We start from the raw sequence: 19,484 nt of genomic DNA on the forward strand, positions 1-19,484 counted from the left end.
TTCTTGATAAGCTCTGGGGGGAGCGTAGTCGGCCGCTTAAAATGACATTTTGGGGATATCATGTTTTGTTAAGGGTGCGGCCGCCATCTATCTGATCAATAAGCAGCGCTTATTGTTGTTGTTGTTGTTGTTGTGTAGATTGATCGGACTGTGTTGTTTGTTCCTTCGCTAACGTTAGCTTTGTTGTTTCCTTCTTTCCATCACGGTAATACGTAACTGTTACTTCATCGCCGATATTTTTATCGGAATAAAGGTAAGAGCGCAAGTCGACCATGCTGGTAATGTCCTGATCATCGATTTTCGTAACAACATCGTATTCCTGCAGACCTGCATCTGCTGCTGGAGAGCTTTCTACTACTTGAGCGAGTACAACACCTTGTGTCACATCTTCAGGAAGATTCAATGTTTCCTGCGCATTTACTTGCGGTACTTGATCCAAGCTGACTGCACCGATACCGATGTAAGGACGTTCCACTTTGCCAGTTGACTCAAGCTGATTGATGATCGGTTTAGCTGCATCAATCGGAATGGCAAACCCAATACCTTCGACTTCTTCTTGAGCAATCTTCATAGAATTGATGCCAACGATTTCGCCGTTTGCGTTTATCAAGGCACCGCCGCTGTTACCAGGGTTGATTGCTGCATCTGTTTGTAATACTTCTGTTACCCAATCCTCTGTACCGTCATTATTGGAATCAACTGCTACAGAACGATCCAGTCCACTGATGATACCTTGTGTCACAGAACCAGCGAATTCAGCTCCTAATGGGTTACCGATAGCGATCGCTTGCTGTCCGACAGTTAGGTCATCTGAAGTACCGAATGTTGCTACTTGATCTACATCTGTACCATCGATTTCTAATACGGCTAAGTCACTGATTTCATCGGATCCTAGTAAGGTTGCTTTTTCCTTTTGTCCGTTAGAAAGGGTTACTTCCAAGCTGGTTGCACCATCGACAACGTGATGGTTAGTCACAACGTATGCTTTGCCATCTTCTTTTTTATAGATGACACCGGATCCGGATCCTGCTTCTTCAGACTCAGAGAATAAATCTGTCTGCTGCAGATTTTCTACTCCAACTACTGCTGCAGATGCGTCTTGTATAGCGGTGGTCAGGTTTTCGGTACTTGTTTGTGTTGCTAATGTCTGGTTACTTGATTTTGTCGTTGATGTATTATTAGTTCCCATCGTTGCAGGACTTGCTGCATTAGAGCTAAAGGATATGACATTCGTAAATACTAGCACTGCAACGATTGCGAGTACCAAAACTCCGCCAGCTATGCCGCTGATGAAGCTTGTCCAAACCTTCCCTTTTTGTTTCTGCTGCTGCGGCTGATTAACTGGTTCGTCTACTTGAATAGCTTGAGTGTATTTAGGCGATTCTTCTTCGGTTTCGGAAGGTGTATTCGTGTCATCCGGATAGGAGTTTTCCTGTTCATATGAAGAAGAGCGCTGCTGATCATCTGGATACTCATTGTATGGTTTGTCATTGTCTCTGTTCATGTAAGGCACCTCTTTCGTGTTGTGTGTTCGTTGTTCTATAATACACATTCTACTGTCTGGATTTGGCATCTTTTCGGAGCAATTATGTAAAATATGTGGAATGGACAAATAGCAGGAAAGTCTTTTCTTTTTGCGATTTTGTGGGAAAATAACCGTAGAGAGGAAAGGAGTACGATCAAATGTCACATCATATAATCGTTGTCGAAGACGATCACAATATAAGAAATATAGTAGAAGCTTACCTAAAAAAAGAGGGCTATCAGATCAGCGTGGCGGAAACAGCAGAGCTTGCGCTTGAGATTGCGGATAAAGAAACGCCGGACATGTGGATCATGGATATCATGCTTCCGGGCATGGATGGATACGCACTTTGTAATAAAATTCGCCAAACGAGTGAGGTGCCGATCATCATCATCTCAGCCAAAGATGAAGAAATCGACAGAATTCTCGGCTTGGAGCTTGGCGGGGATGATTATTTGACCAAACCTTTCAGTCCGAGGGAATTGGTTGCTCGTGTAAAGCGCCTGTTTAAAAGATGGAATCCACAGACAAATCAAGAAACAAAGCAAGTGAAGCAAATGGATCTTCAAGCAGGTAACCTGCAGCTGCAATTAGGCGAACGACGCATTTACTGGCATGAAGCAGAAGTTGAAGTAACAGCAAAGGAGTTCGAAATGCTCGTTATCCTTGTGCAGAACCCAAACCGTGCCTTTTCACGTGATGAATTGCTGACACAAGTATGGGGAGAAGATTACTTCGGAAGCGATCGTGCTGTAGATGATTTAGTCAAACGATTGCGCAAGAAAATGGACGGCATTCCGATTGAAACAGTCTGGGGCTTTGGTTACCGATTCAGGATGAATGAAGAATGAGACTGAAGACACAACTGAATATTGCATTTACAACTTTGCTTATTATTGTGATGGGGTTCACAGCAATTACTTTGTATTCGCAGTTGAAAGGGATGCTTGTGACGAATGAGACTAGGCAGCTAGAGGAAAGTGGACAGCTTCTGCTTACATCAATTAGCGGTGTAGAGACAATTCCTGCTGGTACTCTTGATGATATACTTAATAAATTGGATCTAAAGATGTTTCTTTATGATGAAAGCGAAGATGAATTGACCTATACCAATCTTGTTCGGGCAGACGCAGAAAGATTTGCAGAAAAATACGATACTGCGCCAACTCAAAAGAATACAATTTGGCAAGATAATCGAAACAGTTATGTAGTCAAATCCATAGCAACTGGTGAAAATCAGAATATGGTCATCCTACGTCCGATTCGCGAATTGGAAGAAGTGCAAGAAAGCTTCTTCCAGCGCATTTTCCTTGTCTTTTTGATTGGTGTCATGATAGCTATTCTGATTAGCACGTACCTGACACAGCGACTGGTAAAACCTTTGACAGAATTGAAGTACCAGCTGAAGAAAATACAGCGACGAGAATTCGATAATATTAAGTCGGTAAAAGCAAGCGGCGAAATCAAAGAAGTAGAACAAAGCGCAATAGAGATGGCTAAGGAACTGAATCGTTATATTACATCCCAGCGTCAGTTCTTCCAAAACGCAAGTCATGAACTGAAAACACCGCTCATGACAATTCAAGGCTACGCAGAGGGAATCAAAGATGGTGTCTTCACAGGCAAGGATCAAGAGCATGGACTTGAAGTCGTTGTGTCTGAGATTAAGCGGTTGAAACAGCTAATCAATGAAATGATTCTCTTAGCCAAGCTCGACAGTGAAGAAGGAATCTATAAAGAAGAGCAATTAGAAATAAAAGAGCTAGTCAATCTGACAATTGACCGTGCCTTACCAATCGCAAGCGACAAGGATATCCAACTTACCTACAATAAATTTCCTGCAATTGTGATTAATGGGGATAAAGAGAAACTGCTTCGGGCAATGATGAATATAACGTCCAATGCAGTCCGTCATGCTGGCAGTCAGGTGCATATCTCTGTTCAGCCAAGCAGCATCCGGCAAGTCGAGATTACCATTAATGATGATGGACCGGGTATTTCGGAGGACCTGCTGCCGAATATGTTTCAGCGTTTTGTTAAAGGTGAAGGCGGGGAGACTGGACTCGGCCTCGCGATTTCCCGCGCGATCGTTGAACGGCATAACGGAATCATTCGAGCAGGGAAGTCTGACTTAGGCGGAGCAAGCTTTACAATAATATTATAATGTTAATGTTTGCCTATCCTATTGTGCCGCACATGAACTGTGGTATAATTAACAGGTTGTAGTCGGATAGGATTACATGAAGAAGAGGAGACATGTATACATGCAATTAAGAGAAGATATTCGCAATATCGCGATTATTGCCCACGTTGACCACGGGAAAACGACTTTGGTTGACCAGTTGCTAAAATATTCTGGTACTTTCCGTGATAATGAGCACGTGGATGAGCGCGCAATGGATTCCAATGACTTGGAAAAAGAGCGCGGAATTACAATTCTTGCGAAAAACACTGCGATTAATTATAACGATACACGTATTAACATATTGGACACACCAGGACACGCCGATTTCGGTGGTGAGGTAGAACGCGTACTGAAAATGGTAGATGGCGTTTTACTTGTTGTAGATGCTTACGAAGGCGCAATGCCTCAGACTCGTTTCGTATTGAAAAAAGCTTTGGAGCAAAAGCTTACTCCGGTTGTAGTTGTGAACAAAATCGACAAACCGAGTGCACGTCCTGAGCATGTAATCGATGAAGTACTTGATCTATTCATCGAACTTGGTGCGGATGACGATCAGCTTGAATTCCCTGTTGTTTATGCGTCAGCATTGAACGGTACTTCTGGTGAAGAACCTGAAGGACAAGTGGAATCCATGGATGCGATCTTCAAAACAATCATGGACAACATCCCTGCTCCAATCGATAACTCTGATGAAGGATTGCAATTCCAGGTTACTATCTTGGATTACAACGACTTCCTTGGTCGTATTGGTGTTGGTCGTATCTTCCGTGGTGCCGTTAAAGTCGGTGATCAGGTTGCCCTGATGAAGAAAGACGGTTCTGTGAAGAACTTCCGTATCACAAAACTATTCGGTTTCATCGGTTTGAAACGAATTGAAATTACAGAAGCAAAAGCTGGTGACATCGTTGCCGTTGCTGGTCTTGAAGATATCAACGTTGGAGAAACTGTTTGTTCAGTAAATGTTCAAGAAGCATTGCCAGTTCCTCGTATTGATGAACCAACATTGCAGATGACATTCCTAGTAAACAACAGTCCGTTTGCGGGTAAAGAGGGTAAATATATCACTTCCCGTAAAATCGAAGAACGTTTGCTTAACCAGCTTGAGACAGATGTAAGTCTTCGTGTAGATCCAACCGATTCTCCTGATGCTTGGACAGTATCCGGACGTGGAGAGCTTCACCTTTCCATCCTAATTGAGAACATGCGCCGTGAAGGCTATGAGCTTCAATTGTCCAAACCACAGGTAATCCTTAAGGAAATCGATGGCAAAATGTGTGAACCGGTAGAACGCGTACAAGCAGACGTACCGGAAGATTACACAGGTGCTGTTATGGAGTCCTTAGGTTCCCGTAAAGGGGAAATGGTCGACATGATCAACCAAGGTAACGGTCAAGTTCGTCTTGAGTTCCGTGTACCTTCCCGTGGATTGATCGGTTATTCTACTGAGTTCATGTCTCAGACACGCGGATTCGGTATCCTGAACCACACATTTGATGGCTATGAGCCTGTTATTGCTGGTCAGGTTGGCGGAAGAGCGAAAGGTGTACTTGTTGCCCTTGAACAAGGTAAAGCATCCACTTACGGTATCATGAAGCTTGAGGATCGCGGTATTATCTTCGTAGCTCCTGGTACAGATGTTTATGCTGGAATGATCGTTGGAGAGCACAGCCGTGATAATGATCTTACAGTTAACATTACTGTGGAAAAACACCTAACTAACGTACGTTCAGCAAACAAAGACCAAACGTCTACAATTCGTAAAACACGTGACTTGTCTCTTGAAGAGGCAATCGAGTACTTGAACGATGATGAATATTGCGAAGTAACACCGGAATCTATCCGTCTTCGTAAGAAAATCCTTAACAAGAACGAACGTGAAAAAGCAACGAAAAAGAAAAAAGCATAAAAAGGAAGCCCAGCATTCATTGCTGGGCTTTTTGCTTATAAGTTGTGAAAAAGTCTCCTAACCCTTAAAATGGTAATAGCTCTATTTGGGGCAGAAAGGAAGGATGATATGACCAGACTATGGAGCAGGCTCCGTTTTCTGTTCAATTTCCGCAAATCGGTTCCATTTCTGAAAGCCTTCTTCACAGCTAAAGAGGTGGCAGCAGCCAAGAAAGTAACAGCAGTTGCATTGATAGTCCTGTACTTTGTCTTCCCATTCGACTTGATACCTGATTTTCTCATTGGAATTGGTATCGTGGATGATCTTGCAGTAGCAACAATAATTCTGCAGCTCATTATCAAAATGGCACCAGCACACTTGAAAGACAAGTTTGATGTTGATCGAAACGACAATAAGGTTATAAATATATAAGAAAAAGGCGCCCAAATGGGCGCCTTTTTTTAGTGGCCAGCAATCCAAGGGGATAGGAGCAAGCTTCCATCACTGACACTTACGGTATCACCGACAGCAAATCCAGGCAGGTTTTGTGAACGGAAGTTGATCGGCGGTCCATCTTGAGTAGTTCCTAGTCCAGTTGAACGACCAGCTATTGCTGAACCATTCACTAGGTTGTAAACCGCAAAATAATAAACGGTACCATCATCTAATATAACTGGAGACTGAAGTGGTAAGCGGAAGATTCCGCCAGAAATAGACGTAACCAAATCAGTTATTGCGACAACTGTTCCGACAGCGCTAGTAGAAGGAAGAATGACAGCCATCTGAAAAGGACCTGTTGCAGCTCCCGTTTGTACGATGTACGTCGTTAAGACCGAAACAAGTGATCCATCTCCGAATACTAGTGCTCCAATTGCTTGATTATTGCCTGAACCTGCGTTAAACGGAATTGTTGTATTGATGTCGCCAAGCTTTACTGTCTCATAGTTAATCGATGAGCTTCCGCCTGTTCCAGGAGGTCCGGTTGGACCAGTAGCGCCAGTGATACCAGGTATTCCTGTGTCGCCCGTAGTCCCTGTAATGCCGGGAGATCCAGTAGCTCCTGTAGGACCTGGAACACCTTGAAGTCCGGTAGTCCCAGTGACGCCCGCGATTCCTGCAGGTCCCGTATCGCCCGTAGTCCCCGTAATGCCGGGAGATCCAGTAGCTCCAGTAGGACCTGGAATACCTTGAAGTCCAGTAGTCCCAGTAACACCTGCGATTCCTGCAGGTCCCGTATCGCCCGTAGTCCCTGTAATGCCGGGAGATCCAGTAGCTCCAGTAGGACCTGGAGTACCTTGAGGGCCAGTAGCTCCAGTGACACCCGCGATTCCAGCAGGTCCCGTATCGCCAGTAGTACCTGTAATGCCGGGAGATCCAGTAGCTCCAGTAGGACCTGGGATACCTTGAAGTCCGGTAGCTCCAGTGACGCCCGCGATTCCGGCAAGACCTGTGTCGCCAGTAGTACCTGTAATCCCAGGAGATCCAGTAGCTCCAGTAGGACCTGGAATACCTTGAAGTCCGGTAGTCCCAGTGATGCCCGCGATTCCAGCAGGTCCTGTATCGCCAGTAGTACCTGTAATGCCGGGAGATCCAGTAGCTCCAGTAGGACCTGGAATACCTTGAAGTCCGGTAGTCCCAGTGACACCAGCGATTCCTGCAGGTCCCGTATCGCCAGTAGTACCTGTAATGCCAGAAGCTCCTGTAGGGCCTGTAGGACCAGTTATTCCAACAGGACCTGTGTTCCCGGTTGATCCGGTAGGTCCTGGAAGTCCTTGTGGTCCAGTTGATCCTGTTTCACCGGAATTTCCGGTTGCACCTGGCACACCGCTGCCAAAAGGAAAGCGATAGCGAGTACCACCGCAGCAACCTTTGATATATTTTCCCACGTTAAGAACCTTCTTTCATGTAAAGCATCCTTCTATTCTATGAACGAAGAGAAAAGCTTGCGAGGCATAAAAAAGAATCTCCGCGCTAGCGGAGATTCAGGATAATTTATATTTCGCGTCTCAATGCCCGAAGTACATCTACATTCGTTGCCTGTTTTGCTGGTCTTGATCCGGACATGATTGTAACAATCAGACAGATAGTGATGCTAATGGCAGCTAATAGAAACGGAATAGAAGAAAGCTGCAGCGTAGCAGGGATTTCCTCTTCGAAAATCTGCTCCAAGATCAATGGAACTCCGACATTCACTAGGAAGCTGATCAAATAAGCGACAGCTGTACCAATCAGAGCACCAGCCAGTCCGATGAAAGTACTTTCCATAAGAAAAATCTGTTTGATTGTTTTAGGATTTGCACCGATTGCTTTCATTATGCCGATATCTGGTGCACGTTCGGTTACTGCCATCGTCATTGTATTATAAATTCCAATGGATGCAATTAAGACTGCAATCGTACCTACAATTATGAGTCCAGCTTTAGCAACATTGAACAGAATGTTGATGTTTTTCAGCTCCTCCAAATTCGAGTAAGCTAGATAACCTTTCTCATCTAAAGAGTTCAGGATAGGTTCTACTGCTTCTGCATTGGAAGCATAAACTTCTACTTGGTCGTACAGCGGATCTCCTTGCTCTGTATAGCTGTCTGTTACATTCAATGCTTCATCAAGCGTTCTTTTCAGCTCAGGAGTTGTCTTCACGGAATTCGTGTAGATGTATTCGTTTGCCGGTGCTGCTTCAATTCCGACAATCTGGACTTTTTCCGTTGCTGTGCGAGGCTCGCTCCCATCTTCCGGAAAAGTAGATGCCTCAAGCTCGATTTCTTTGTTGAGAACCTCATCCGTGTATAGATATTCAGGTTTAATCGTACCATCCTCTGTGAATTTGTCCTTTTCTTCGACATCATCTTTTCCTAAGAATTCAGCAAAATCACTGCTGACTACGATTTCATTTTCTTTCTCAGGCAACCTCCCGCTGCCAAGTTCTATTCCAGCCTGTTTTTCGTTTTCAAAATCAACAGCAATAGCGGAAGGCATTTCGTTTGTGTATCCATCTAGATGAAAGTTAGTTTCGCCCAAACTTTGAATCTGCCGCACTGCATCAACATTCTCAATCTGATTTAATTCAGCTATATTTTCAGTCGTAAAACCTAGCTGTTCTTCATCGTCAGTACCGTAAATATCAATCTTTGTGACAGCCCTGCTTTCCAGCTCATCCTTGATTAACGAGTCATGCAGCCCAAAGCCTACAGACGCCAGGACAATTAGAAAACAACTACCCATTGCAGCTGCGAGTATCGTCATGAAAACACGTACTTTATTCTTCTTCATATTCTGCTGAACAAAACGCCATTTATCTTTGAATGTCATACCGGCATCACACCTTTCACTTTTTTCATTTGACCATCTCTAATTTCAAGCTGCCTGTCTGCAATTGCTGCAACTTCTTGATCATGTGTGATGATAAGGAACGTGATACCGTTTTGTTTATTCAGTTTGCGAATGAGAGTAAGTAGTTCTGCTTCTGTATCGCTATCTAAGCTTCCGGTTGGCTCATCTGCTAAAATCAGTGGCGGATCAAGTATAAGTGCTCTGGCAATTGCAACGCGCTGCTGCTGTCCGCCTGATAATTCAGATGGGTAATGCTCTGAAAATGCTTCCAGCTCGACTTGGCGTAATATGTTCTCTACTTTTTGTTGGCGCTTTTGTTTTGGTGTTCCATTTAAAATGAGAGGCAGTTCGATATTTTGAGCCGCTGTCATGCTCGGTATCAGCTGGAAGTTTTGAAAAATATAGCCGATATGCTGCAGACGGAAATCTGCTAATTGTCCTTCATTCCAGCCGGTGATTGGTGTCCCGTTGATTTCTACTTGCCCGCTGGTTGGTTGAATAAAGCCGCCGATAATATGCAATAAAGTCGATTTGCCGGAACCGCTTTTTCCGATGAGGCTGACAATTTCGCCTTTTTCCACGTGTAAATCAATTCCGTGTAATACGGGAACTATCGTTTCCTTTGCTTTCTTTCCCATCGTGTAGTGATGAGAGACTTGTTTGATCGTTATCATTTTTTCTCCCCCTGTTTTGCCTGCTATTAATAACGACGCTAGCAAGAAGAAAAAGTATACAAAAAAATCCTGCTGTCATGTCGGACAGCAGGATTTTTAGGGCTTATTTGCCTTTCTTTTGGCGGAAACCGCCGGCAATATCCGCGCGTTTGAACTCTTTGCGGAATGCGACTTCGCGGGCATCAGATAAACTAACGCCATTCATGCGTACAGGCTGGTAATTGCCATATTGCTTAGCCATGCGATCATCCTCCTTTTTACAGGTTATCAAAAGTGTGCCCTTGGACTTTGTAATCTAAACAGGGGTTGCATCTTCCATAAGAAACGCTATAATAAAGGACAATATATGTGTGCCGATAAGAAAGAGAGTACTGTAGCTGGAAACAAAAGCGAGTCCCGGACGGTGGAAGCGGGATGTGGAAAGCAGCAGGAACCGGACTTTCTTGGCTGCAGCCCTGAACGAACGCTAAGTAGGGGCTGCCGGGAAACATCATTCCCGTTATCCAATTGAGCAGGTCCGATTAGGACAATTAGAGTGGCACCGCGGATTAAACCGTCTCTTCCAAGTGGAAGAGGCGGTTTTTTTATTTGAAGGAGGAAATGGGAAATGTACAAATCAACTGCAGCAGAATTATTAGCTAAAGCATTGAACAAATCAGCAGAGGAAACGATTAAACAAATCGAGAGACCGAAACAGCTGCAGCATGGAGACTATGCTTTTCCTTGCTTTGCGTTGGCAAAGGAAAAGAGACAATCACCCCAAAGCATTGCAGCTGAACTAGCAGCAGAATTATCACATGAAGAATTTTCTGCTATTACAGCAGTGGGAGGGTATGTAAATTTCACGCTAGATAAAAAGCTTGCTGGCAGCAGCGTGCTAAAAGATATACTTCAGCAGCGAGCAGCCTATGGAAATACAGCTATTGGACAAGGCCAGACAGTGACCATCGATCTTTCTTCCCCTAATATTGCAAAGCCCTTCTCGATGGGGCATCTGCGCTCTACCGTCATCGGGAACAGCATCAGCCTTTTACTGGAAAAGCAAGGCTATGATGTTGTAAGAATCAATCATGTGGGTGACTGGGGCACGCAATTTGGCAAGCTTATTTGTGCTTATGAAAAATGGGGAGAGGAAGAGAAGGTACGTGCCAATACGATTCCGGAGCTGCTGAAGCTGTATGTCCGTTTCCATGAAGAAGCAGCTCAGGATGAGCAGCTGGAACAGGAAGGCAGAGACTGGTTCCGAAAATTAGAGCAAGGAGATGCGTATGCAAATAAGCTTTGGCGCTGGTTCCGTGACGTATCAATGGAGGAGTTCGGGCGTGTTTACGAGCTGATGGGCGTACACTTTGATTCGGATGCAGGGGAAGCCTTCTACAATGACAAGATGGAACGTGTAGTAAAGGAATTGGAACAGAAAAATCTGCTCAGTCTGTCGGAGGGTGCCCAAGTTGTTCGTTTGGATGAATTTGATCTTCCGCCTAGTCTAATAAAGAAAAAAGATGGCGCTACACTATATGCAACACGTGATCTTACAGCGGCAATTTACCGTAAGGAAACATACAAATTTTCTAAGAGTCTGTATGTTGTCGGACATGAACAAAGTCTGCATTTTCAGCAGCTGAAACTTGTACTAGAGAAGATGGGTTATGCGTGGTCGGATGGAATCACCCATATTCCATTCGGTATGGTACTTCAGGATGGGAAGAAAATGTCGACAAGAAAAGGAAAGCTGGTACTGCTGGATAAAGTGCTGGAGCAGGCAATCCAGCTGGCTGCTGCCAATATTGCAGAGAAGAATCCGAATTTGGCCGATAAGGAAGAAGTAGCGAGACAGGTCGGTGTCGGTGCTGTCCTTTTCCACGACTTAAAGCATGAACGCATCCATGATTTTGAGTTTTCTTTGGAAGATATGCTTCGTGTGGAAGGGGAGACAGGGCCATATGTTCAATATACGCATGCGCGAGCTAGTACGCTGCTCTCCAAGGGAGGTAAAAACCAGGGTGGACCGGAAGTCGATGGTGAGACAGCTGCAGCAGCTTGGCCAATGCTTTCCCTGCTGCTGCAGTTCCCAGATGCAGTTAACAATGCAGCAATCAACTACGATCCTTCCAGAATCGCCAAGTATGTGATCGATCTTGCCCAAGCGTTCAATAGCTATTATGGAAAGGTGCGCATCCTGGAAGAAGATGAAAAAATCGGTGCCCGCTTAACAGTCGTCGCAGCTGTTGCATCAGTTTTGGAAGAAGGTCTCCGACTCTTGGGGATCCGTGCACCGAGACAAATGTAACCAGCTCCAGATCGAATCTCCGGTAACAGGATCTTGTTTTGGTATCGGGACATTCGGTATATGCTGTAGCGCTTGGTCGTATTCGCCTGGTTTATCGGTTTTTGTGTCAAAGGACATGCCATCTGGATAGGCACCAAGCACTTGAAAATCATCGGATTGCTGAATTCGTTTATGGGCTGTTCCGGCGGGCAGCACAATAACGTCACCGCTTGATATATTCAGCTGTTCGCCATCTGGACCGCCGAGCTGAACAGTTGCATGGCCACTCAAAACTCCGAGTACTTCATGGGCAGTGCTATGGTAGTGGTGATAGGGGAATACGCCATTGACCCAGCTGTTTCGCCAGAGGTTGGACTCGAAAACGTCTTGCATTGTATCAGTATTTTCGAAAGCATGCTCATAATAAAGAACAGGTAATTTATTATTTGGATAGGTGCCATCGTCTTGGAAATGGAATTTTTGCATGGTATACCTCCTTTTTCAGTATCATTTACCCGACTATTCGAGAATTATATTCCTTTTTATGCAAACCATACTATTTTTCGTGCGAGTCTGCGTATATAATACGGATAAATACTCACAGACAGGCGGTTACGCATGAAAATAAAAGCGTTTTTTGTCGCATTGGCGGGTCTTGTCATTCTTACGGCATGCAGTGGAGGAGTTCCGGAACAGCAAACAGAAGCAGTGCAGGCAGTGCAGCAAAATATAGTGGAATTGGAACCCAAAGAGATGCCTGCTAGTCAGTCAATCTCTATTACTGCTATCGGGGATGTGCTCCTGCATAGCTCCATTTATTATGATGCAAAGACAAAGAAAGGTTATGACTTTGATCCGATGTTTCAAGATGTTAAACCCTATTTAGACAGTACGACACTCACTGTTGCTAACCAGGAATCCATTATGGGCGGGGAAGAGCTAGGTGTATCTACTTATCCGACCTTCAACAGTCCCGATGAAATTGGAAACACTTTGAAGGATGTCGGAGTAGATGTAGTAACGATGGCTAATAACCATACATTGGATCAAGGAGAAGCTGGGGTGAAGCATGCTGCTGCTCAGTACGAGAAGATTGATATGGCATATACTGGAGCGTATGCGAACAAGGAAGATAGCGAAAAGCTAACGATAGAAAAAACAGCAGAAGGTATCTCGGTCGCTATTCTAAGTTATACGTATGGAACAAACGGAATTGCTGTACCCAATGGCAAGGACTATCTGGTCAATCTAATTGATAAGCAGAAAATAAAAGATGACATCAGCCGAGCTAAACAGCAAGCAGATGCTGTTATTGTTAGTTTACATTTCGGTGTTGAATATGAAGATGATCCTAACAAGGAACAAAAGGAACTTGCTCAGTTCGCTGCTGACCAGGGTGCAACAGCAGTCTTAGGCTGTCACCCGCATGTGCTGCAGCCTGTTGAATGGCTGACAGGAAAAGAAGGCAATAAAACTCTCGTCATCTATTCTCTCGGGAATTTCATCGCTGCTCAGGAAGAAACGGATCGGCGTATAGGTGCGGCTTTTCAATTTGATATTGAGAAAGATGGAAAGACAGTAACTGCGAAGTCCCCAAGAATGCTGCTGACGTACTTATCTTTTACTGATTGGAAGCATTACCGTATTCAGCCTATGTATCAATTGCCGGAAATGAAAAGCGATTATGAAGCAAAGAAGAAGCATATGGCAAAGCTTGCACCAGATCTTTCCTTCATCGAAACGGAAGTATCGAGCTAACTGCTTGATTTCCGCTGTGTGTGTACCGTATCTTTAGAAGGAAAAGCAGAAGGGGGAAAATACAATGGAACAAATCAATACAAAAGAGAAGTTTAAAGAAATTATCGTGAGTGAAGAGCCGGTCATCGTTAAGTTCTTCGCAGACTGGTGTCCGGACTGCACACGTATGAATATGTTTATCGATCAGGTGCTAGCGGAATATGGCAATTATAAATGGTATGAGTTAAATAATGATGAGGTACCTGATGTTGCAGCCGAGCAGGATGTAATGGGGATTCCAAGCATTCTCCTATTCCAAAACGGTGAGAAGCTGGCGCACTTGCATAGTGCAAATGCAAAATCTCCTGAAGAAGTTATCTCGTTCCTTCAACAGCAGCTTGGATAATTTGTAGTAACACAAAAAGCTTCCCTGGATTAGAAGGGAAGCTTTTTTTATAACAGCATCTTTTCTTTGACTAAAAATGTTTCCTTTGGTAAACTTGCGCTAATAATAACTAGAAAGAAGCGATTCTTATGGGAAAAGAACGAGATAAGGGCTGGCTTAGCAGAGCTGGTGATGCAAGTCTGGAAGAGTCGAACCATAGTGTGGCAATTCCTGAGAACGGAAATTTCTTCAAGAAGCTATTCGCTTTTATGGGACCAGGTGTCCTTGTGGCGGTCGGCTTCATTGATCCGGGTAACTGGGAGACTTCCATTTCAGCAGGTTCTTCCTTTGGCTATATGCTGCTTTCCGTCGTCCTGCTTTCTAACTTAATAGCCATGCTCATGCAGGGGCTTTCTGCCAAGCTCGGGATCGCAACTGGCCGTGATTTAGCGCAGGCGACAAGGGATGCCTTTCATCCAAAAGTGGTCGTGGTACTATGGCTGCTGACAGAGCTTGCCATTATAGCAACGGATTTGGCCGAGGTATTAGGTTCTGCCATAGCGCTTAATTTACTATTTCATATACCGATTATGGTAGGTATTATCATTACAGCGTTGGACGTCCTTTTGCTTCTTTTATTGCAGAAAAAAGGATTTCGCTGGATGGAAGCAATCATCACCGTACTGATGGTCACCATCGCAGGCTGCTTTCTTTTCGAGATGATTTTCTCACATCCTGCACTTTCGGAAGCGGTAAAAGGTTATATTCCTTCACCAGAAATTGTGACCAATCCATCGGTCTTGTTCCTGGCACTTGGTATTCTCGGTGCAACCGTTATGCCGCATAACTTGTATCTGCATTCCTCAATTGTGCAAACAAGGAATTATCAAGATACTGAAAAAGGTAAGAAGGAAGCAGTGAAATTCGCATATATAGACTCGACCTTCTCGCTCGGTATTGCTTTCTTCGTCAATTCAGCAATTTTAATACTTGGTGCAGCTGCTTTCCATACGATCGGACAGCATGTGGAAGGAATTGAGGATGCATACAAGCTGTTAAGTCCTGCTATTGGTGCTGGAGCCGCTAGCTTCCTGTTCGGTTTTGCGTTGCTTTTATCTGGTCAATCTTCGACTATTACAGGAACATTGACTGGACAGATCGTAATGGAAGGATTCATTCAATTTCGTATAAAACCTTGGGTCAGACGGCTAGTTACGAGAATCATCGCCATCATTCCGGCACTTATTGTTGTCGGGATTTACGGCCCTTCAAGCACGGGTGATTTACTCGTTTGGAGTCAGGTAATTCTTAGCCTGCAGTTGTCCTTTGCCGTTATTCCGTTAGTACTCTTTACAAGCAGTAAGAAAAAGATGGGCTCATTTGTGAATAAGCCTCATATCAAAGTGCTTGCGTGGACAGCGACAGGATTAATTGTATCACTGAATGCATTCATGCTCGGATATATGATCGTGACAGGACATGCTTTATAAAGCCGGTTTACAGCCGGCTTTTTTTATTTGTCAAAGTTTAGCCTATCCAAGGTGTAGGGAACGATAATAGGGAAGGAGTGGAGAACGATGCAAACATTCGAACGTGCTGTATATGTAGTGAATGGGAATATGGATAACGATCAGCTTGAGCGGGAATTAGGTCAGACTCTGCCGAAGCTTGCGGCATCGATTAAACAGCTCGAGGTCAAGCAAACGAAAGATTTGGAGGAGTTAGTGAGTTATAGCCGAGAGATTGCAGAGCGTATTGATTTATTGATCATACACGGTGGTGACGGTACCATACATCAAGTTATCAATGCGATTGCACCCTTACCGAAGCGCCCAAAAGTTGCAATCATTCCCGGAGGTACTTGCAACGACTTCAGCCGAATGTTAGGTCTGCCGCAGAATTTAGGGAAAGCAGCTGCAGCAATCGCTGACGGGAAGACCGCTTCGATAGACATTGGCCAGTATGAAGATTCGTACTTCTTAAATTTCTGGGGAATGGGGCTGATTGCGGATGCATCGAATAATATCGATGAAGATCAGAAATCTCGCTTAGGCGTGCTATCGTATTTTATCAGCACCTTAAGAACGGTTAATCAGGCGGAACCATTTGCATATGAAATCGAAATTGACGGAGAGAAAATAGCCGGAGAAGCAGTTATGATTTTGGTGATGAACGGCCGGTTTATCGGTACGCGAGAGTTCGCAGGGTCAAATATTAGGCCGGATGATGGTAAGCTGCATGTTATATTTGTGAAGAATTCCAATCTAACCAGTTTTAAAGAGCTCCTCCAGATGAAACAAGATAAAACGGTTCTGTCAGATCTGACAGAGGTAGGTATACAGGAAGCAGAGAAAATTCGCTTTTTATCACCTGCTGGCAAACCAATTGATATGGATGGAGAGGTTTATCAAGAGACGTCTGGTGAAGTGAAAATCCTGCCTGGACACCTTGAAATGATAATCGGAGAATAGTTTGACAATTTGATCCACAGCCTCTATACTGGAAATACTTACAAGGAAAAGGAGGGGAATCAGATGTTGCACACACTTTCGCGCGAAGCCGATCAGAATCTATTGCATCGCCGCGCGATTATTCATGGTTTTGTTGGTAACGGGATACGTATGCCCTTTTTTACCAACTGAATAATGGATAATGTGCAGGATCTATTTCTCTACGATACGATTAATTAGTATAGGCGTTTTAAGAGAACCACACCCTGCGTGTGGTTTTTTTGTACCCTATTTTCGAATTTGTCAGAGTCAGACAGTCTTGCTGTCTGGCTTTTTTTATAGAAAAAGGAGCGGATTACATGTTAATAACATTGAAGGACGTCAAGAAAATCATGGGCGGTAATATATTGTTTGAAAAGCTGAACTTGGAATTAAAACCAGGAGAAAAGCTAGGTCTAGTCGGTCGAAATGGCAGTGGTAAATCAACAATCTTTAAATTGATCACCGGAACGGAGATGTGTGATGATGGGCAAGTATTTATACGCAAGCAAGCAAAAATAGGTTATTTGGAGCAAATTCCTGTTGGACATAAGGGCACTGTAAAGCAGTACTTGATGGGGGCGTTTGATGAGCTTGCTGTCTTGCAGGAAAGAATGCGAAAACTAGAGGAGCAAATGCTGGATCCGGAAAAAATGGAAAAAGCATTGGTTGCTTATGGAGAGGTGCAAACAGCATTTGCAGAAGCCGGCGGTTATGAAATGGATGCACAAATTGCTCGGACAGCAAATGGTTTGCATATTGCACAGTTACTGGAGGAACCCTTCTCCAGATTGAGCGGAGGAGAGAAAACAAAGGTTGGCTTGGCATATGTTCTTCTTCAGCAGCCAGATTTGCTGCTGTTGGATGAGCCGACAAACCATCTGGATCTATCAGCGATTGAATGGCTGGAGAACTTTTTGGCGAATTATGTGGGAGCTGTATGCATCATTTCGCATGATCAGTATTTTCTGGATGCAACTGTAGGGCGCATTGCTGATTTGGAGGATGGTGAGGTGACGGTCTATACCGGTAATTTCACCTCTTATCTGAAACAAAAGGAAGCAAAGCTTCTACAGGAATTCGAAGCATACAAGGAACAACAGAAAAAGATCAAGAAAATGAAGGAAACAATCAAGCGCCTGAAACTATGGGCAAATCAGGCGAACCCGCCGAATGAAGGATTGCATAAGCGTGCGCGTAATATGGAACGGGCATTGGAGCGAATGGAGAAGCTTTCCAGACCGAATATTGATCCGGCTAAAATGAAGCTCAATCTTTCTGCAGATGAACGCAGCGGAGAGGATGTCATCCGTCTAGAATCAATCAGCAAATGCTTTGGTGAAAGAGAAGTGCTGCGGGATATTATGCTTCATGTGCGATATAAGGAAAGAGTAGCAATTGTAGGTGATAATGGCAGCGGCAAGTCGACACTGATTAAGATAGTCCTTGGCAGTTTAACTGCCGACAGCGGAATAGTAAAAGTCGGGAGTGCAGTGCAGGTGGGCTACCTGCCGCAACATCCATTGGAGGATGCTGATCCTGCTATGCGAATGATTGATTATTTCCGAACGGTGATTTCTGTCACAGAAGCAGAAGCAAGGCATTTGCTGGCAGCTTTCATGTTTTATGGCTATGCAGTCTTCCAGCCAATCGGTCGCCTAAGCGGGGGAGAAAGAATGAGGTTAAAACTAGCCATATTCATGCATCAAGGCATCAATTTGCTTATCTTGGATGAACCGACGAATCATCTTGACTTAGAATCAAGGGAAGTACTGGAGGAAGCTCTTGGGCGTTTTGATGGAACAGTGCTAGGTATCAGCCATGATCGACATCTCTTAAATTCCTGTTTTGATCATACAGCTTACTTGGAGAACGGGATGCTGCATCGTTATCCAGGTAATTATGAAGAAACAAAGGGCCACTGGAAAATAATTAAACAATAAAAAGCTGCGAGCGTATGCTCACAGCTTTTCTTTATGCTGTCGGGATTCCGCCAGTGATGCTGTATACTTGCGCACTTACATAGCTAGATTCTTCAGATGCAAGGAACACATACACACTGGAGAGCTCAACAGGCTGTCCTGCACGTCCCGCAGGTGTTGGCGGTGTGTTAGAGCCAAATTCAGGAATGTTTTCCTGCAGCTGCCCGCCGGAAATTTGCAATGGTGTCCAAATTGGACCTGGCGCAACAGAGTTCACACGGATGCCTTTATCGGCAATCTGTTTAGCAAGACCTTTTGTGAATCCGATAATTGTGCTTTTCGTAGCTGCATAATCCAATAGCATCGGAGAAGGGTTAAATCCTTCTACAGATGTTGTAGTAATGATGGAGGACCCCGCTGGCAGATGTGGCAGAGCAGCTTTTGTCAGCCAATAAAGCGGATATACATTCGTTTCGAATGTCGCTTTCAGTTGTTCAGTAGTCAAGTCTGCAATGTCCTCAACAGCTTGCTGCTTACCAGCGACAAGTGCAAGGATATCAAGACCGCCTAATTGCTCAACTGCTTCCTCTACAAGCTTATAGTTAAATCTTTCGTTTCGAAGGTCACCAGGTATAAGTACGGCCTTTCTTCCTTCTGCCTCAATTAGCTCCTTCACTTCTTCTGCGTCAGGCTGCTCGTCTGGAAGGTAGTTGATAGCTACATCGGCACCTTCTCTGGCATAAGCAATAGCAGCTGCACGACCGATACCGGAGTCTCCGCCTGTAACAAGTGCCTTTCGTCCTGTCAGTTTTCCAGACCCTTTATAACTTTCTTCTCCGCAATCAGGCTTTGGGTTCATTTCCTTCTGCAAACCTGGCGGATCCTGATATTGTTTCGGATACGTATCATGATAATATTGTGTTCTTGGATCTTTTGGCATGTTAAGACAGCTCCTTTTCGTTTTGTGTATATGCTATTGATACCACGTACGACAGAGTTCAAACTGCATTTTAGTAATGTAAAGGGTTCCATAAAAAGAAGCGTAAAATATATTGAAAATAGGTTTTAAGTACTAGGAGTAAG

18 protein-coding genes are annotated in these 19,484 nt (G+C 44.3%); 11 read left to right on the top strand and 7 right to left on the bottom strand.

Going from position 1 to position 19,484, the window contains the following annotated elements; translation table 11 throughout:
* Positions 1 to 109: 109 nt before the first annotated feature.
* The gene (locus tag GZ22_RS01655) at positions 110 to 1,504 is read right to left on the bottom strand and encodes a S1C family serine protease (RefSeq protein WP_084160614.1); all 1,395 of its coding nucleotides are present in this window, start codon (positions 1,502 to 1,504) and stop codon (positions 110 to 112) included.
* 179 nt (positions 1,505 to 1,683) lie between these two features.
* Here GZ22_RS01655 and GZ22_RS01660 point away from each other — a divergent pair, with 179 nt between their 5' ends.
* The 4 genes from GZ22_RS01660 to GZ22_RS01675 all read left to right on the top strand — a co-directional run bounded on the left by GZ22_RS01660 (position 1,684) and on the right by GZ22_RS01675 (position 6,027).
* Complete coding sequence (locus tag GZ22_RS01660) at positions 1,684 to 2,376, top strand: response regulator transcription factor (protein ID WP_038558087.1); 693 nt, start codon at positions 1,684 to 1,686, stop codon at positions 2,374 to 2,376.
* Positions 2,373 to 3,689 carry a sensor histidine kinase gene (locus tag GZ22_RS01665; protein ID WP_038558089.1) on the top strand — a complete coding sequence of 439 codons (1,317 nt, stop codon included), beginning with the start codon at positions 2,373 to 2,375 and terminating at the stop codon, positions 3,687 to 3,689. The genes GZ22_RS01660 and GZ22_RS01665 overlap by 4 nt, the downstream gene beginning before the upstream one ends.
* Positions 3,690 to 3,789: 100 nt before the next feature.
* Positions 3,790 to 5,616, top strand: a complete 1,827-nt coding sequence (gene typA / locus GZ22_RS01670; RefSeq protein ID WP_038558092.1) for a translational GTPase TypA — start codon at positions 3,790 to 3,792, stop codon at positions 5,614 to 5,616.
* 108 nt (positions 5,617 to 5,724) lie between these two features.
* Positions 5,725 to 6,027, top strand: a complete 303-nt coding sequence (locus GZ22_RS01675; protein ID WP_038558094.1) for a YkvA family protein — start codon at positions 5,725 to 5,727, stop codon at positions 6,025 to 6,027.
* 29 nt (positions 6,028 to 6,056) lie between these two features.
* Here the strand turns inward: GZ22_RS01675 and GZ22_RS18950 are convergent, their stop codons facing one another.
* The 4 genes from GZ22_RS18950 to GZ22_RS18400 all read right to left on the bottom strand — a co-directional run bounded on the left by GZ22_RS18950 (position 6,057) and on the right by GZ22_RS18400 (position 9,840).
* Positions 6,057 to 7,481 (bottom strand): collagen-like domain-containing protein, encoded by a 1,425-nt coding sequence (locus tag GZ22_RS18950; protein ID WP_051747940.1) that lies wholly within the window; start codon positions 7,479 to 7,481, stop codon positions 6,057 to 6,059.
* Positions 7,482 to 7,587: 106 nt separating this feature from the next.
* Complete coding sequence (locus GZ22_RS01685; protein ID WP_038558096.1) at positions 7,588 to 8,904, bottom strand: ABC transporter permease; 1,317 nt, start codon at positions 8,902 to 8,904, stop codon at positions 7,588 to 7,590.
* The gene (locus GZ22_RS01690) at positions 8,901 to 9,599 is read right to left on the bottom strand and encodes an ABC transporter ATP-binding protein (RefSeq protein WP_038558098.1); all 699 of its coding nucleotides are present in this window, start codon (positions 9,597 to 9,599) and stop codon (positions 8,901 to 8,903) included. The genes GZ22_RS01685 and GZ22_RS01690 overlap by 4 nt, the downstream gene beginning before the upstream one ends.
* A 103-nt stretch (positions 9,600 to 9,702) precedes the next feature.
* Complete coding sequence (locus GZ22_RS18400; RefSeq protein WP_174416608.1) at positions 9,703 to 9,840, bottom strand: hypothetical protein; 138 nt, start codon at positions 9,838 to 9,840, stop codon at positions 9,703 to 9,705.
* Between the two features lie 366 nt (positions 9,841 to 10,206).
* Between GZ22_RS18400 and argS the strand changes: the two genes are divergently transcribed.
* Positions 10,207 to 11,889 carry an arginine--tRNA ligase gene (gene argS, locus GZ22_RS01695; protein WP_038558100.1) on the top strand — a complete coding sequence of 561 codons (1,683 nt, stop codon included), beginning with the start codon at positions 10,207 to 10,209 and terminating at the stop codon, positions 11,887 to 11,889.
* Here the strand turns inward: argS and GZ22_RS01700 are convergent.
* The gene (locus GZ22_RS01700) at positions 11,833 to 12,354 is read right to left on the bottom strand and encodes a cupin domain-containing protein (RefSeq protein WP_084160615.1); all 522 of its coding nucleotides are present in this window, start codon (positions 12,352 to 12,354) and stop codon (positions 11,833 to 11,835) included. The genes argS and GZ22_RS01700 overlap by 57 nt on opposite strands.
* A 132-nt stretch (positions 12,355 to 12,486) precedes the next feature.
* On the opposite strand from GZ22_RS01700, the gene GZ22_RS01705 reads away from it, so the two are divergent.
* The 6 genes from GZ22_RS01705 (at position 12,487) to abc-f (ending at position 18,422) form a co-directional block, all read left to right on the top strand.
* The gene (locus GZ22_RS01705) at positions 12,487 to 13,626 is read left to right on the top strand and encodes a CapA family protein (protein WP_038558102.1); all 1,140 of its coding nucleotides are present in this window, start codon (positions 12,487 to 12,489) and stop codon (positions 13,624 to 13,626) included.
* Positions 13,627 to 13,690: 64 nt separating this feature from the next.
* Positions 13,691 to 14,011 (top strand): thioredoxin family protein, encoded by a 321-nt coding sequence (locus GZ22_RS01710; RefSeq protein WP_038558104.1) that lies wholly within the window; start codon positions 13,691 to 13,693, stop codon positions 14,009 to 14,011.
* Positions 14,012 to 14,139: 128 nt separating this feature from the next.
* Complete coding sequence (locus GZ22_RS01715; protein ID WP_038558107.1) at positions 14,140 to 15,480, top strand: Nramp family divalent metal transporter; 1,341 nt, start codon at positions 14,140 to 14,142, stop codon at positions 15,478 to 15,480.
* Between the two features lie 87 nt (positions 15,481 to 15,567).
* The gene (locus GZ22_RS01720; protein WP_038558109.1) at positions 15,568 to 16,461 is read left to right on the top strand and encodes a YegS/Rv2252/BmrU family lipid kinase; all 894 of its coding nucleotides are present in this window, start codon (positions 15,568 to 15,570) and stop codon (positions 16,459 to 16,461) included.
* A 63-nt stretch (positions 16,462 to 16,524) separates the two neighbouring features.
* Positions 16,525 to 16,632 (top strand): RAxF-45 family protein, encoded by a 108-nt coding sequence (locus tag GZ22_RS19075; RefSeq protein WP_353615327.1) that lies wholly within the window; start codon positions 16,525 to 16,527, stop codon positions 16,630 to 16,632.
* Positions 16,633 to 16,799: 167 nt separating this feature from the next.
* On the top strand, positions 16,800 to 18,422 hold the full coding sequence (gene abc-f, locus GZ22_RS01725; RefSeq protein WP_038565440.1) for a ribosomal protection-like ABC-F family protein: 1,623 nt from the start codon (positions 16,800 to 16,802) through the stop codon (positions 18,420 to 18,422).
* 31 nt (positions 18,423 to 18,453) lie between these two features.
* Here abc-f and GZ22_RS01730 read toward each other — a convergent pair whose 3' ends face one another.
* Positions 18,454 to 19,341: an SDR family oxidoreductase gene (locus GZ22_RS01730; RefSeq protein WP_038558111.1), complete on the bottom strand. Its 888-nt coding sequence runs from the start codon at positions 19,339 to 19,341 to the stop codon at positions 18,454 to 18,456.
* Positions 19,342 to 19,484: the final 143 nt, after the last annotated feature.

The sequence above is a fragment of the Terribacillus saccharophilus genome (assembly GCF_000725365.1).
GTDB classification, from domain to species: Bacteria; Bacillota; Bacilli; order Bacillales; family Amphibacillaceae; genus Terribacillus; species Terribacillus saccharophilus.

What these genes read in the sequence shown, in the direction of transcription:
- GZ22_RS01655 (WP_084160614.1), bottom strand. Translation starts at nt 1,504, where the DNA reads ATGAACAGAGACAATGACAAACCATACAATGAGTATCCAGATGATCAG.
- GZ22_RS01660 (WP_038558087.1), top strand. Translation starts at nt 1,684, where the DNA reads ATGTCACATCATATAATCGTTGTCGAAGACGATCACAATATAAGAAAT.
- GZ22_RS01665 (WP_038558089.1), top strand. Translation starts at nt 2,373, where the DNA reads ATGAGACTGAAGACACAACTGAATATTGCATTTACAACTTTGCTTATT.
- typA (WP_038558092.1), top strand. Translation starts at nt 3,790, where the DNA reads ATGCAATTAAGAGAAGATATTCGCAATATCGCGATTATTGCCCACGTT.
- GZ22_RS01675 (WP_038558094.1), top strand. Translation starts at nt 5,725, where the DNA reads ATGACCAGACTATGGAGCAGGCTCCGTTTTCTGTTCAATTTCCGCAAA.
- GZ22_RS01685 (WP_038558096.1), bottom strand. Translation starts at nt 8,904, where the DNA reads ATGACATTCAAAGATAAATGGCGTTTTGTTCAGCAGAATATGAAGAAG.
- GZ22_RS01690 (WP_038558098.1), bottom strand. Translation starts at nt 9,599, where the DNA reads ATGATAACGATCAAACAAGTCTCTCATCACTACACGATGGGAAAGAAA.
- GZ22_RS18400 (WP_174416608.1), bottom strand. Translation starts at nt 9,840, where the DNA reads ATGGCTAAGCAATATGGCAATTACCAGCCTGTACGCATGAATGGCGTT.
- argS (WP_038558100.1), top strand. Translation starts at nt 10,207, where the DNA reads ATGTACAAATCAACTGCAGCAGAATTATTAGCTAAAGCATTGAACAAA.
- GZ22_RS01700 (WP_084160615.1), bottom strand. Translation starts at nt 12,354, where the DNA reads ATGCAAAAATTCCATTTCCAAGACGATGGCACCTATCCAAATAATAAA.
- GZ22_RS01705 (WP_038558102.1), top strand. Translation starts at nt 12,487, where the DNA reads ATGAAAATAAAAGCGTTTTTTGTCGCATTGGCGGGTCTTGTCATTCTT.
- GZ22_RS01710 (WP_038558104.1), top strand. Translation starts at nt 13,691, where the DNA reads ATGGAACAAATCAATACAAAAGAGAAGTTTAAAGAAATTATCGTGAGT.
- GZ22_RS01715 (WP_038558107.1), top strand. Translation starts at nt 14,140, where the DNA reads ATGGGAAAAGAACGAGATAAGGGCTGGCTTAGCAGAGCTGGTGATGCA.
- GZ22_RS01720 (WP_038558109.1), top strand. Translation starts at nt 15,568, where the DNA reads ATGCAAACATTCGAACGTGCTGTATATGTAGTGAATGGGAATATGGAT.
- GZ22_RS19075 (WP_353615327.1), top strand. Translation starts at nt 16,525, where the DNA reads ATGTTGCACACACTTTCGCGCGAAGCCGATCAGAATCTATTGCATCGC.
- abc-f (WP_038565440.1), top strand. Translation starts at nt 16,800, where the DNA reads ATGTTAATAACATTGAAGGACGTCAAGAAAATCATGGGCGGTAATATA.
- GZ22_RS01730 (WP_038558111.1), bottom strand. Translation starts at nt 19,341, where the DNA reads ATGCCAAAAGATCCAAGAACACAATATTATCATGATACGTATCCGAAA.